The organism is Roseibium sediminicola, assembly GCF_023156505.1.
In the GTDB taxonomy this organism is placed as follows: Bacteria; Pseudomonadota; Alphaproteobacteria; order Rhizobiales; family Stappiaceae; genus Roseibium; species Roseibium sediminicola.
Genome location: NZ_JALNMJ010000013.1, coordinates 42,324 through 55,429, shown reverse-complemented (window position 1 = coordinate 55,429; position 13,106 = coordinate 42,324). Strand labels below are relative to the sequence as shown.

At 61.6% G+C, this 13,106-nt stretch carries 15 protein-coding genes; 11 read left to right on the top strand and 4 right to left on the bottom strand.

The window, feature by feature from the left end; translation table 11 throughout:
• Nucleotides 1–13: 13 nt before the first annotated feature.
• Together M0H32_RS17980 and M0H32_RS17975 are read left to right on the top strand one after the other, a co-directional pair.
• Nucleotides 14–1,033: a type II secretion system F family protein gene (locus M0H32_RS17980; RefSeq protein WP_248156441.1), complete on the top strand. Its 1,020-nt coding sequence runs from the start codon at nt 14–16 to the stop codon at nt 1,031–1,033.
• Between the two features lie 8 nt (nt 1,034–1,041).
• The gene (locus M0H32_RS17975) at nt 1,042–2,016 is read left to right on the top strand and encodes a type II secretion system F family protein (protein WP_248156440.1); all 975 of its coding nucleotides are present in this window, start codon (nt 1,042–1,044) and stop codon (nt 2,014–2,016) included.
• 305 nt (nt 2,017–2,321) lie between these two features.
• Here M0H32_RS17975 and M0H32_RS17970 read toward each other — a convergent pair whose 3' ends face one another.
• Nucleotides 2,322–3,089 (bottom strand): tetratricopeptide repeat protein, encoded by a 768-nt coding sequence (locus M0H32_RS17970; RefSeq protein WP_248156439.1) that lies wholly within the window; start codon nt 3,087–3,089, stop codon nt 2,322–2,324.
• Nucleotides 3,090–3,358: 269 nt separating this feature from the next.
• Between M0H32_RS17970 and M0H32_RS17965 the strand changes: the two genes are divergently transcribed.
• The 4 genes from M0H32_RS17965 to M0H32_RS17950 are packed head-to-tail and all read left to right on the top strand — an operon-like array spanning nt 3,359 to nt 6,350.
• Entirely contained in the window at nt 3,359–4,696 is a 1,338-nt protein-coding gene (locus tag M0H32_RS17965) for a leucyl aminopeptidase family protein (RefSeq protein ID WP_248156596.1), read from the top strand.
• 60 nt (nt 4,697–4,756) lie between these two features.
• Nucleotides 4,757–5,107 carry a MarR family transcriptional regulator gene (locus M0H32_RS17960; protein WP_248156438.1) on the top strand — a complete coding sequence of 117 codons (351 nt, stop codon included), beginning with the start codon at nt 4,757–4,759 and terminating at the stop codon, nt 5,105–5,107.
• Between the two features lie 26 nt (nt 5,108–5,133).
• The gene (locus M0H32_RS17955; protein WP_248156436.1) at nt 5,134–5,424 is read left to right on the top strand and encodes a hypothetical protein; all 291 of its coding nucleotides are present in this window, start codon (nt 5,134–5,136) and stop codon (nt 5,422–5,424) included.
• 44 nt (nt 5,425–5,468) lie between these two features.
• Entirely contained in the window at nt 5,469–6,350 is an 882-nt protein-coding gene (locus M0H32_RS17950) for a C40 family peptidase (protein ID WP_248156434.1), read from the top strand.
• Here the strand turns inward: M0H32_RS17950 and M0H32_RS17945 are convergent.
• Together M0H32_RS17945 and M0H32_RS17940 are read right to left on the bottom strand one after the other, a co-directional pair.
• Nucleotides 6,347–6,913: a hypothetical protein gene (locus M0H32_RS17945; protein WP_248156432.1), complete on the bottom strand. Its 567-nt coding sequence runs from the start codon at nt 6,911–6,913 to the stop codon at nt 6,347–6,349. The genes M0H32_RS17950 and M0H32_RS17945 overlap by 4 nt on opposite strands.
• An 83-nt stretch (nt 6,914–6,996) precedes the next feature.
• On the bottom strand, nt 6,997–8,181 hold the full coding sequence (locus tag M0H32_RS17940) for a DNA recombination protein RmuC (RefSeq protein WP_248156431.1): 1,185 nt from the start codon (nt 8,179–8,181) through the stop codon (nt 6,997–6,999).
• Between the two features lie 125 nt (nt 8,182–8,306).
• On the opposite strand from M0H32_RS17940, the gene def reads away from it, so the two are divergent.
• The 5 genes from def (at nt 8,307) to truA (ending at nt 12,127) form a co-directional block, all read left to right on the top strand.
• The gene (gene def / locus M0H32_RS17935; RefSeq protein WP_248156429.1) at nt 8,307–8,825 is read left to right on the top strand and encodes a peptide deformylase; all 519 of its coding nucleotides are present in this window, start codon (nt 8,307–8,309) and stop codon (nt 8,823–8,825) included.
• A gap of 27 nt (nt 8,826–8,852) precedes the next feature.
• Nucleotides 8,853–9,485: a MarC family protein gene (locus M0H32_RS17930; protein WP_248156426.1), complete on the top strand. Its 633-nt coding sequence runs from the start codon at nt 8,853–8,855 to the stop codon at nt 9,483–9,485.
• A gap of 325 nt (nt 9,486–9,810) precedes the next feature.
• Nucleotides 9,811–10,749, top strand: coding sequence for a methionyl-tRNA formyltransferase (fmt, locus tag M0H32_RS17925; protein WP_248156424.1), 939 nt, complete (start codon nt 9,811–9,813; stop codon nt 10,747–10,749).
• Nucleotides 10,750–10,769: 20 nt separating this feature from the next.
• Nucleotides 10,770–11,306: a GNAT family N-acetyltransferase gene (locus tag M0H32_RS17920; protein ID WP_248156423.1), complete on the top strand. Its 537-nt coding sequence runs from the start codon at nt 10,770–10,772 to the stop codon at nt 11,304–11,306.
• Nucleotides 11,306–12,127 carry a tRNA pseudouridine(38-40) synthase TruA gene (gene truA / locus M0H32_RS17915; protein WP_248156422.1) on the top strand — a complete coding sequence of 274 codons (822 nt, stop codon included), beginning with the start codon at nt 11,306–11,308 and terminating at the stop codon, nt 12,125–12,127. The genes M0H32_RS17920 and truA overlap by 1 nt, the downstream gene beginning before the upstream one ends.
• A gap of 21 nt (nt 12,128–12,148) precedes the next feature.
• Here truA and M0H32_RS17910 read toward each other — a convergent pair whose 3' ends face one another.
• Complete coding sequence (locus M0H32_RS17910; protein WP_248156421.1) at nt 12,149–12,913, bottom strand: substrate-binding periplasmic protein; 765 nt, start codon at nt 12,911–12,913, stop codon at nt 12,149–12,151.
• Between the last annotated feature and the right edge of the window lie 193 nt (nt 12,914–13,106).

The following is a 13,106-nucleotide window of genomic DNA, read 5'->3' as shown; positions in this document are numbered from 1 at the left end:
GGATTGAAGTCACATGGCCGGATTGGAAGAGTTTCTCACGCCCCAAATTACAGGTATTGCCGTCGCTGCCCTGGTGATGCTAGCGGTCGGGGGCGTCATCTTCAGCATTTTCGCACCGACACTGTCCGGCACCAAGCGGCGTGACAAGCGCATGCAGGCGGTTGCTGCGCGTCCACAAAACGAGAAGCAGCGCAAGGCGATGCGGGACGTCGACCGGCGCAAGCGGTCCATCCAGGATCAGCTCAAGGAGTTCGAGGAGCGCCAGCGAGCCAAGCAGGACAAGCAGCAGAAGATCTCGCTCAAGACGCGCATGGAACAGGCCGGCCTGACCTGGGAAATGCCTCAATTTATCATCTTCAGCATTGTTTCCGGGATTGTTTTCCTTTTTGTCGGATTGCTGGCGAGCGGTAATCTGCTGGTCGCCGGCGGTTTCTGGTTCGCCGGAACCCTGGGCTTTCCGCGCTGGTACATATCCAGCAAGCGCAAACGCCGCTTCAACGCGTTCCTGGACGAGTTGCCCAACGGGGTCGACATCATCGTGCGTGGTGTCAAGGCCGGTCTGCCGCTCGGCGACTGCATCAAGGTCGTAGCCCGCGAGGCCCGCGAGCCGGTCGCCACCGAGTTCCGCAAGATCACGGAAACCCAGGTCATGGGTATTTCGCTGGCCGAAGCCGTGGCCAAGCTGCCAGACCGCGTTCCGGTCGCAGAAGCGAATTTCTTCGCGATCGTGGTGGCCATTCAGCAACGGGCGGGCGGCGGACTTGCCGAAGCCCTGAACAACCTGTCCAAGGTTTTGCGCGGCCGCAAGGCGATGAAGCGCAAGATCAAGGCGCTCAGCGCCGAAGCCAAGTCGTCCGCTGGTATCATAGGCTCCCTGCCGTTCTTCGTCGGCGGTATCATGTATTTCATCGCACCGAACTACATTCTGGTCCTGTTTGAAACGACGACGGGCAACATCATCATTGCGGGCTGTTTGTTATGGATGTTCATTGGCGTCATGGTGATGCGTCAGATGATCAACTTCGACTTTTAGGTGCAAAGATGGATCTCGAGACTTTCGCCTCCTCACAGTTCCTAGCAGCGGCGCTCGCCATGATTGCGGTTACAGGCACGATCTTTTCCCTGGTGCTGCCGCTGTTGTCGCGGGACACGTTGAAGGCCCGCATGAAGACTGTCGCCATTGAACGCGACAAGTTGCGCGCCAAGGAAAGGGCGCGGCTGCAGGCCAACCAGAACGAAGCCAAGATGTCCTTGCGCAATCAGCCCAAGGCGCAAATGAAAAGTGTGGTCGATCGGCTCAATCTGAAAGAGATGCTGTCGGACGAGAGCACGGTCGAAAATCTCAGGATGGCCGGTTATCGCGGCTCGGCGCCGCTGTATTATTATCTGACGGCCAGGATCGCACTGCCGGCCGTCATCTTCGTGATCTCGATCTTCTATGCATTCGTGATCATGCCCGCCACTCTGCCGGCCTTTTCGAAGGTCTGTTTCTGCATTGCCTTTTCCGGCCTCGGCGCTTTTTTGCCGAACCTTTACCTGAAGAACAAGATCGACAAGCGGAAACTGACCATCCAGCGGGCCTGGCCGGATGCCCTTGACCTGATGCTGATCTGTGTTGAATCCGGCATGTCAATCGAGGAAGGCTTCAAGCGGGTCGCGGAGGAAGTAGGCGTGCAATCGGCGGAACTGGCCGAGGAACTGTCGCTGACGACCGCCGAGTTGTCCTTCCTGAGCGAACGCAGGTCGGCCTACGAGAACCTCGCCAAGCGCACCGGCGTCGATGGCGTCAAAAACGTCATGATGGCTTTGATCCAGGCCGAGCGCTACGGCACGCCCGTGGGCACGGCGCTGCGCACAATGGCCGATGACACGCGCGAGATGCGGATGCAGCTTGCCGAACAGAAGGCCGCCTCGCTGCCGCCGAAACTGACCGTGCCGATGATCCTGTTCTTTCTGCCGGTCCTGTTCTTCATCATCATGGGGCCCGCGGTCATGCAGGTGTTGGCCACCTTCTAAAGGCCAGCTGTCTCTGCCCGGCGCCTCCAGGACACGCTCACATCAGAATTGTAGGGGAGAACCGTTGTGATTGCATGTCGGTTTCCCGTTCTGTTTGCCGATCTGGATCCTCAAGATCTTGATGTGGAACTGAATTTGGCACGGTTCCGGCTTGCAATATCACAAGCGTGTCCGGAAAGACGGCCGCAACGGATCGAGGACGCGGCTGCGCAGCCACTGCGAGCCAGCCGGCTTGATCGCAGACAAGAAAAACCGCGGCAAGGCGAAGTGCCTTGCCGCGGTTCTCTGTGAAAGTGGCGGTCGCCTCAGGTGCGGCGCTTTTCCATCATGTGGCGCAGGTAATCGATATTGGCCTTGGCCTGCTGCGGATCGAGCTCGGCCTGGGCCACCTGGATCGCCTCGTCATACTTGCCCTGGATGCCGAGAACCAGCGCCAGGTTCTGGCGTACGCGGCTGTCCGCCCCTGGCAGGCTAGCAGCCTTGCGCAAGGTGTATTCGGCGTTGGGCAGGTCGTTGGACAAAAGGTAGGACAGGCCCAGATTGTTCAGAAGGCTCGGATCGTCCGGCGCCATCAGAAGCGCCTGCTTGTAGAGGCTGCGCGCCTTGGTGTGGTTGCCGGTCTGGTCATAGATGGCGGCCTCTGCCGACATCAGGCGCCAGTCCGGCGTGTCGGGCTGCTGCACACGCTGGAGAACGTTGAGCGCTTCCTCGAAGCGGCCGTTCATGGCAAGCACCTTGCCATAGGCGGAAGAGATTTCCCGGTCCTTCGGATGGGCGATCACGCCCGCGCGCAGCACCGCCATGGCCTGGGGGATCTGGCCGTTCTGGCTGAGGGCGTTGGAATAGCCGAGGATCGCGGACCGGTCCTTGCGGTCGCGCTCGTAGGATTTCGCCCATCTGGCAACCTGGGCCATCGCCTGGCCCGAACCTGGTGTGGTGTAGCCGGAAGCCGGCGAATGCGTTCCCGTATTGGATCTGTTCGAGGCGCAGCCGGTCACCAGGGCAAGCGCGGTCATCGCCATCAGCGTCGCGGCGAGTCGCGTTCGACGGGTACGGGAGGTGGGCGCTTGCATTTTCAACTTCCTTGTTGTCCGCAGCAAGAGCATCGGGCGTTCTGCCCTCAGGACTCGCTCTGGGTTCCCTTATGAGAAATAGATAATTAACCCTAATGCTTGGTTAAGCCGGCTTGCGATTTGCGAGAACGATGCCTTGAGCGAGGCGGCGTATTGCACTGCCGCGTCCGGCGGCGTACCTGTTTCAGACCGAATTCCTGTCCAACGGAGAGTTTCCCGTGCGCGCATGCCTTGTCCGAAAAAGCGATGTTTCCAATTCAACGCCCGTGATGGCTGTCACTGAGGCGGCCCTGCCCGAAATTCTGACGGGTCTTGGCGAGGCGGCTCGGAACTGGGCCGCGCTGAACGACTTTTCCGGCAAGGCCTCGACGTTTCTGGTGGTGCCGGGGGAAGAGGGCGCAGCGGTCCTGTTCGGTGTGGAAGACAGCGGTCTGCCGCACCCGCTGGCGCTCGGCGGCCTGGTCGCCGCTCTGCCGGCCGGGGACTATCATCTGGCCGACGGTTTTCCGGATCCCGAACAGGCCGCACTCGGCTTCGCGCTGTCTTGTTATGCCTTTGAGACATATCGCAAGAATGGCGGCAAGACTCGTCGCCTCGCCTTGGAGGATGAGGTTGACCTCGACCGCCTGGGCGTCATTCTGGACGGTGTCCAGCTGGCCCGCGATCTCATCAACACGCCGGCAAACGACCTCGGTCCGGGGGAACTGTCCCAGGCGGCCTCGACCCTGTTCAAGAAGCATGGCGGCACGGGCCGCATCGTCATTGGCGAGGATCTGCTGGAACTGAATTTTCCGATGGTCCACGCGGTTGGCCGGGCCAGTTCGAGGGCACCGCGCCTTGCCGATTTTTGCTGGGGGGCGGAAGACGCGCCGAAGGTCACCCTCGTGGGCAAGGGTGTCATCTTCGACACCGGCGGCCTCAACCTGAAGCCGGGCTCGTCCATGGCCCTGATGAAGAAGGACATGGGCGGAGCGGCCAACGTGCTGGGACTGGCCTCCATGATCATGGCCTCGAACCTGCCGGTGCGCCTGCGCGTGATCATTCCTTGCGTCGAAAACGCGGTCTCCGGCGACGCATTCCGCCCGGGCGACATCCTGCCGAGCCGCAAGGGTCTCACCGTGGAGATCGGCAACACCGATGCCGAGGGCCGGCTGGTTCTGGCCGACGCGCTGGCTCTTGCCGACGAGGAAAGCCCGGAGCTTTTGATCGACATGGCGACGCTGACCGGCGCCGCCCGGGTCGCGCTCGGCCCGGACCTGCCACCGTTCTACACCGACGACGAAGCGCTTGCCGACGACATCGAAGTCATGGCGGAGGCAACGGCCGATCCGCTGTGGCGCCTGCCGCTGTGGCAGCCCTACATGAAATATCTCGACAGCAAGATCGCAGACATCAACCACATCAACACCAGCGGTGCCGGATTCGCCGGCTCGATCACGGCGGCCCTGTTCTTGTCCCGTTTTGTCGACAACGCGGAAAGCTGGGTCCACTTCGACATTTTCGGCTGGACGCCGATGGAAAAGCCCGGCAAGCCGATGGGCGGCGAGGCCCAGGGCATCCGTTGCCTGTTCGACCTGATCGCGGAACGTTACGCTGCCGCACAATAACGGCTCCGAAACGTTTTTGTGGTTCGATGGTCATGGTATTGGATGGGAAACCGCTGATTTATGGCTGTCGAACTGCGCGCCTCCCAGGCGCTGAAGCTGATGCATGAGGTCAATCTGGCGCTGGTTCGCGACAGCGAACAGGACCTGTCCGCGCGCCAGCTCACGATCCTCATGACCGTCTATCTGGAGCCGCCACCGCACACGGTGCGCGGCCTGGCGGCCAAGCTGAACGTCACCAAGCCGGCGATCACCCGGGCGCTCGACACGCTGGGTGGCATGCGTCTTCTGTCGCGCAAGCGCGACGAAGCCGACAAACGCAACGTGATCATCACCCGCACGGTGGACGGCGCGCTCTATTTGGAGCAGCTTGGGGATCTCGTGGTCGAAAAGGCCAGGGAACTGCCGCGCTGACGGAACCGGATATTTGAAAGTGATTTATGGCAAAAGGCGACGTTTTTGAGCCAGTCCTCGAAGGGATCGGACATGTGTTGTTCCCAAGGCATCAATCTGGACTGGCACTTGAGCAATTTGATCTGACCTGGATAGGCGGTTTTGTCTTGTTTGGGCTGATTTACACGACGATCAGGCAATCGACCAAATTGATCCCAGAAGGCTGGGAAGATGAACGGAGAGTTCGATTAACGCGCAAGCTTCGGTATTGCCGTTATCTGGCTGCCTTCGGTGTTGTCTTCTCTGCCGTTATGGTGAGATTCGCCAAATCGCTCTGATGTGGGAAGTTCTCCTGAAAGTTGATCCTTTTTGAAAGCGTATCATGTCTCAAATCTTTGACCGCCGCCGCCATCCGGTCCGTGCCGACCTGGCCGCAATCGACTATGAAGGCCGCGCCGACGCCGCCCGCTTCGTCGAGGGGGAGGTGTTTCAGGTGACCGCCGCCCGGCTGGCGCTCAGGCCGGAGCCGCGACTGGACCGCTCCATCGACACCGAGGCGCTGTGCGGTGAATGGGTCACTGTCTATGAGCAAACACCGGAAGGCTGGGCCTGGGGGCAGCTCGACACCGACGGCTATGTCGGTTGGCTGTCCTCCGACGGCCTCGGCCCCGTCAAGGCCGCGACCCACCGGGTGCGGGCGCTCAGGACCTATCGCTACCCGGGTCCGGATCTGAAATTCCCGCCGCTCGGGCTGCTCTCCATGGGGTCCCGGGTGACCGTGACCGGAGAAACAGTCACGCGCGGTTTGACCTATGCGATCTTGAGTGACGGGTCGGCCGTCGTGGCGAAACATCTGGTGCCGGCCGAGCACTGCACCGAAGATTGGGTCGCTGTTGCCGAGGAGTTCCTTGGCACGCCGTATCTCTGGGGTGGACGCTCCAGCCTGGGCCTCGACTGCTCAGCCCTGATCCAGTTGGCGGCCCAGACCGGCGGCATCGACATTCCCCGCGACAGCGACATGCAGGAGGCCGAGGCAGGGGAGGAGATTTCGCATGATGACCCGTCGTCTCTTCATCGTGGAGACCTTCTCTTCTGGAAAGGTCATGTCGGCGTCATCACCGGTCCGAACACGCTGCTGCATGCCAACGGCCACACCATGACGGTCGCCTATGAGCGGCTCGACCAGGCGATCGCCCGCATTGCGGCGACAGAATGGGGGGAGGTCACCAAGGCGCGACGATTGTCGCGGGACAAGGCCGACTAGCCCGGGAAAGTCTGCACGCCGACGGCCTCAAGGGCACCGTTCTCAGGGTTCTGCAGCAGGCAGAGCTGGCTCTCGCTGCCCTGGATAAAGCAGATCATCCTGCGGTCCTGCGCGCGGACCGCCTCGTAGAGCTCCTGCCCGACGCCGTCTTCCGGATAGAACGGAAATTCGCCGGCCTGCGGACCGTCTGCCCCCTGCGGCCATGGCGGCAGCTTGGAAGAGGTGCCTTCCTGGGCGTAGTTCGTGATCCAGTCGGTCAGGGCGAAACGCATCTCCTCGGCGCTGGCAAGGCCGTAAAACCCGAACAGGTCTTCGGGGCCATAGGTCTCGGAAAACTCGATGTCGCCGTCGCTGTTGGAGACCGTGAGGGAAATGTCTCCCTGGCCGCAGTCGCCTTGTGTAGCCGCCTTGACGGCATAGACATCGAGCCAGACCGCTTCGACTGTCTGGCTGCAATCCTCCGCCAGGGCATTACCAGACTGAAAGAGTTGGGATCCGCAAATTGTCAGAACGGCGCAGAGCAGGCCGCCGGAACGTAAAACACGCGCATTGAAAAAGGACATGAAAATTTCCCATTCGGGCCAAGGTTGATGCGAGACCTTAGGCGAGGCATCCGGCCCTGGCAATCGGACTGGAAAGCCTGCAATCACCCCTCGGGCGTCAGTGCCAATCGCGGCTCGTCCCCACCGTCTTCAACCGTTCCCTGTATTTCACCGAGCTCCAGATCCTCGATCTTCCGGCTGCGCTTGGAGATCTTGTCGGTGGAAATCAGGATCTGGTCGATGTCCTTGTTGGCCTGGGCGAAATGGGACTGCAGCTTGCCGACCCGGTCGTTGAGACGGCTGACATCGGAGATCAGGTGTCCGACCTCGGCCTGGATCAAGTGGGCCTGTTCGCGCATCTTGGCATCGCGCAGCACCGACTGGATCACCTGGATCGACAGCATCAGGAGCGACGGCGACACGATCACCACGCGCGCGCGATGGGACTTCTGCACCAGATCCTCGAAATTCTCGTTGAGCTCGGCAAAGATGCTTTCCGAGGGGACGAACAGGAAGGCCGTGTCCTGGGTCTCTCCGGGCAGGAGATATTTCTCGCCGATGTCCTGAATGTGCTTGGTGAAGTCGCGGCGGAACTGGGCCTGCGCGTATTTCAGCTGATCATCGCTCTCCGCGTCGCGCAGAAGATTGTAGGCTTCCAGCGGGAACTTGGCATCGATGGCCAGCGACGGCGCACCGTTGGGCATGTGGATCAGGCAATCCGGACGGCTGTTGTTGGAGAGCGTCGCCTGGAAGGAATAGGTGCTCGGCGCCATCTGGTCCTGAATGATCGCCTCCATCCGGCCTTGGCCAAAGGCGCCGCGGGTCTGCTTGTTGGAGAGGATCGCCTGCAGCTGGCCGACCTGGCCGGAAAGATCGGTGATGGTGCGCTGTGCCCGGTCGATGACGGCAAGCCGCTCATGCAGGTGCCTGAGCCCGTCCTGGGTGCGCTTGCTGGTGTCCGCCATCGACGAGTTCAGCTTGTGGCCCATGCCGTCGAGGCGTTCGTTGACGGCGCGCATCATGTCCGACTGGCGCGAGCCGAACACCTCCGCCATGGTCTGCATACGCCCGGTCATTTCGCCCTGGCTCTTCAAAAGCTGGGAGAGATGGCTTTCCAGCTCGTGGATGCGTTCCGCCGACGCGCTGTCGGCCTCGCCGCGCAGGCGGATCTCGCGCATGGTCTTCAAAACCAGCCAGACAATCAGGGCCAGCAGCAGGAGCCCACCGGCAATGGCGGTTTCCAGGACAGTGATTGGACGGCCGCCAAACTCAAACAGGATCTCATTCATGAAACAAACATAGAACGATTCGGATCGAACGCCCATGCACGCACCGTCAGAAGCACGTTGAAAAGCCGCCCGGAACGGGAGAATTCCGCGTTGACCGGCGCCGCGCGATTGCCTATGTGAAGCGCATGACAAAACGTTCGATCATCACCATTCCCGACCCGGTCCTGCGCGAGGTCTGCGCGCCGATTGCGACCGTGGACGACGACATCCGCGCCCTGGCCGACGACATGCTGGAAACCATGTATGACGCGCCGGGCATCGGCCTGGCCGCCAGCCAGATCGGCATCCTCAAGCGCATCTTCGTGCTGGATGTCGCCAAGGAGGACGCGCCCAAGGAACCGATGGTGTTCATCAATCCGGAAATCGTCTGGTCGAGCGAGGATCTGTCGGTCTACCAGGAAGGCTGCCTGTCGATCCCGGACTATTTCGAGGATGTCGAGCGTCCGGCCGAGGTCGCGGTGAAGTTCCTGAACCGCGAGGGCAATGCACAGGAGATCAGGGCAGACGGTCTCCTGGCAACCTGTGTGCAGCACGAGCTTGACCATCTCAACGGCAAGCTGTTCATTGATTACCTGTCGAAGCTGAAGCGCGACCGCGTGGTCAAGAAATTCACCAAGCAGGCGAAGCTGGCCGGGAAACTCTGATCCGGCGCAATCGAAGGGGCGTACGACATGGATCAGGCCTTGTTCCTGAAGATCTTCGCCGCGCTCTTTGCCATCATGAGCCCGATCGCCAACTTGCCCGTGTTCCTGTCGCTGACGGCGGACAAGGGACCGGGCTTTGAGCGCAAGGTCGCCTTCACGCTGCTGATCAGCCTCAGCATCGGTGCGGTCTTTATCGGCCTGACCGGCGACGTCGTCCTGAAGATCTTCGGCATTTCGCTGGATGCCTTCCGTCTGGCCGGCGGGTTCCTGATCCTGTTGATCGCGCTGGACCTGATCCGGGGCCAGAAGACCGAGGCCCATCACGGCCATGCGTCTGAACAGGACAACATGCAGGCGCAGGACAATCCGGCGATTTACCCGCTGACGGTGCCGATCCTGCTCGGGCCCGGCTCGATTTCCACCATGATCATCTTTCGCGGCCAGATCAGCGGCGTTCATCAGGAAATCGCCTATGTCGCCGGTGTTGCGGCGGCGATTGCGGTCCTTGTCGGCACCTTCTTTGCGGCTCCGTTCCTGTCGCGTTTCATCGGCGCCACCGCCAACAGCGTCATGAGCCGGCTGATGGGCATGATCCTGGCGGCGATTGCCATGGAAATGATGGCCGACAGCCTCAAGGTGCTGATGCCCGGGCTGGCCTGACACACGCTGTTTACACTCCATTCCGTCATCCAGAGGTGCTTGGCATAGCCATGCGTCTCGGAGGACAGGCCGCTTGCTCCATTGCACGTCAGTTCCTCCTCCAAAACCGTCATCCTGAGGAAGCGCGCGAGCGCTGTCTCGAAGGATGGGCCGCTTGCACCATGTGTGCAGCCCATCCTTCGAGACGTACCTTACGGTCCTCCTCAGGAGGACGGTGGTGGGTGGGAAGACGGGCAACAAGCCAAAACAACTGCGTCCATCCCCTTGCAAGCCGCCGCTCAAGACGCAATAAGGGGCCAAATTCCCAGAACCCCTCAGGAGCCTCATGTCTCTTCGTGTCGTCTTCATGGGCACCCCGGATTTTTCGGTGCCGACCCTGATGGAAATCGTCGGCCAGGGCCACGACGTCGTCGCCTGTTACTGCCAGCCGCCAAGGCCGGCCGGGCGCGGCATGGACCTGAAGAAGTCGCCGGTGCATGAGGCGGCCGAATCCTTCGGCATTCCGGTGTTCACGCCCAAGAGCCTGAAGAGCGAAGAAGAGCAGGCCGCTTTTGCCGCGCTGGAAGCGGATGTCGCCGTCGTCGTCGCGTATGGGCTTCTTCTGCCCAAGGCAATCCTGGAGGCTCCGGAATATGGCTGCCTCAACCTGCATGCCTCCATGCTGCCGCGCTGGCGCGGAGCGGCGCCGATCAACCGGGCGATCATGGCCGGCGACACGGAAACCGCCGTCCAGGTGATGCGCATGGAGGAAGGGCTCGACACCGGCCCGGTCTGCATGTCCGAAACGGTTGCCATTGGCGAGAACATGACCGCCGGAGAATTGCATGACCGCCTGTCTCCGCTCGGCGGAGACCTGATGGTCCGGGCCCTGGCGGCGCTGTCGCGCGGCGCGCTCGGCGAACAGGCTCAGGCCGAAGACGGCATCACTTATGCGGCGAAACTCTCCAAGCAGGAAACCCGCATCGACTGGTCGAAGCCGGCCGCGGAGGTGCACAATCACATTCGCGGCCTGTCGCCCTTCCCGGGCGCCTGGTGCGAGATGCCGCTCGGCGGCAAGGCGGAGCGGGTCAAGATCCTGCGCAGCGCTCTGGCGGACGGCAAGGGGGCGCCGGGCACGGTAATTGCCACGGCGGAGGCTCCGGTCATTGCCTGCGGCACAGGTGCCGTGCGCCTTGTGGAAGTGCAGCGGGCCGGCAAGAAGCCGATGAGCGGCGCGGACTTCCTGCGCGGCGCGTCGCTTTCTGACGGCACGGTTCTGGACTAAGCTGGCCCGAGGAGAAGTTGATGTCCGATTCCGATGCGCCAAATCTGACAATCCGCGACGTGACCCCGGCCGACGAGGTCGTCGTGCGGGATCTGGTCACGGCCGCCTTTCCATCAGATGTGGAGGCCCGGCTTGTGCACACCTTGCGGCATTGCGGCGCGCTGGTGCTGGAACAGGTCGCTGTCGATGCGGATGGCCAGGTGGTCGGCCATATTGCGTACAGCCGGGTAACGCCCGCGGCGATCGGCCGGGGGCAGGCCATTCAGATCGTTTGCCTCGCGCCGGTTTCCGTCTGGCCGGACAGGCAAAAGTCCGGCATCGGCTCGGCGCTGATCCGGGCCTCGCTGGATCGCCTGAAGGAGCTTGGCGAAGAACTGGTGCTGGTGCTCGGGCCGCCGGCCTATTATCCGCGTTTCGGCTTCGATCCGGTGCTGGCGAAGAAGGTCCAGGGTCCCTATGCCGGGGATGCCTTCATGGCGCTGGCGCTGTCGGAGAGCTGCCTCCGGCACCTGCCGATAGAAGTGGCCTTTGCCACCCCGTTTGAAGACTTCGAATAATGCCCCGCTACAAGCTGACGGTGGAATATGACGGCCGGCCGTTCTGCGGCTGGCAGCGCCAGGCCAACGGCCCGTCGGTCCAGGCTGTGATCGAACGCGCCGTCAAGGCGTTTTCCGGCGAGGTTGTGACCATCGGCGGCGCCGGCCGCACCGACACGGGCGTGCACGCCACTGGGCAGGTCTGCCACGTCGATCTCGCAAAATCCTGGCCGGCGAAAACCGTCATGGGCGCGATGAATTTTCATTGCCAGCCGGACCCGGTGGTGATCCTGGACGCGGAGGAAATGCACGAGGGCTTCGATGCGCGCTTTTCCGCGATCCGACGCTCCTACCGCTACCGCATCCACAACCGCCTGCCGCCGCTGACCCATCAGCTGGGCCTGGCCTGGCACGTGAAGACCGATCTCGACGCCGACGCCATGCACAGGGCCGCGCAGGAATTTGTCGGCCACCACGACTTCACCACCTTTCGCCACACGCGTTGTCAGGCGAAAAGCCCGGAAAAGACCCTCGAGGAATTCCGGGTCTACCGGGACGGTGAATTTGTCATCGCCGAATGTTCCTCGCGTTCCTTCCTGCACAATCAGGTCCGCTCCATGGTCGGCACATTGAAGCTTGTGGGCGAGGGCAAGTGGGGCGAGGGCGACATCACCAGGGCGCTGGCAGCCCGCGACCGCAAGGCGTGCGGCCCGGTCGCGCCCGCCGACGGGCTCTATCTGACCCGCGTCGATTACCGCGCGGCGGAATTGGACATCGAACTTAAGAAGGACTGGCAGGCGCGCAAGGCGGCGCTGGCGGTGGAGGATGACGGCGAGGTGTAATTCCCGCCCCCTCTTGCCGGTTCAATCCGTGTGATGTTCCGCCGGATCTTCGGCAACGCTCCAGTCCGACAGCTCGTAGTGTTTCATGATCCTGGCGACGCCGCCGTCCGCCTTGAATTGCGCCATTTTCCTGTCGAAATAGGCCGTCATTTCCTGAACCTCCGCAGCAAGCCCTGGGGCGGGAGAAAAGGCCATATAGACACTGGCGTTGGACACGCAGCCTGCGGAGCGCACTTCATCTGAGACCCCCATAGAGCGCATGTTGTGCAAGGTGGTGTTGTAGGTGAACAGGAAGCTGTTCACGCGGTTGGCGTAGAGCATGTTGATGCTGTCTTGAATATACGCATCGCTGTAGGGCTGGACGAAAAACAGGTCGCGTCTTTCCTGTATGAAGGCGTTCAGTTCCTGAATTGAGGTATCGGAAGCCAGCCCGGTCAGGTGTCCCTCGAGGGACTTCACGCCATCGTAGTTCCATGTGCTGTCCTTCAGCACGAAGAAACACATGCTTTGAACGCCAACTTCTTCTTCGGGATAGACCAGATCCGGTGCCTCGGGCTTTGCCGGTGACAACAGCGCATGCGCCCGTCCACTGCGGACATACTGGATGGCGCGCGACCAGGGGTAAATGCTGATTTCCGGTTCATAAGGGCTCGAGCGGAAGAGCTCCTCGACAATGTCGATGATGTAACCGGGGTCGGTCTTGCCCGGGCAGATTTGCGGGCACCAGTCGATGGCGGCGATCTTGAGCGGTATTCGGTCATCGGCACGGCTTGTGGCGGCACACATCAAGCCGATGCAGATGTGTGCAATTGTCAGACAGGCGCGTCTCATGGACCGGGTTACTCAAATGATCGATCAGTTGAAGAGCTTAGCCGGGGAATGTTTATAAAACCATATCGGCGCAATGACCTGGTTGCGCCGGTTGCTGCCGAAAAGGCTGAGGATGACCTGGCATCAGCTTAAGCAATCCCAGCTGTTT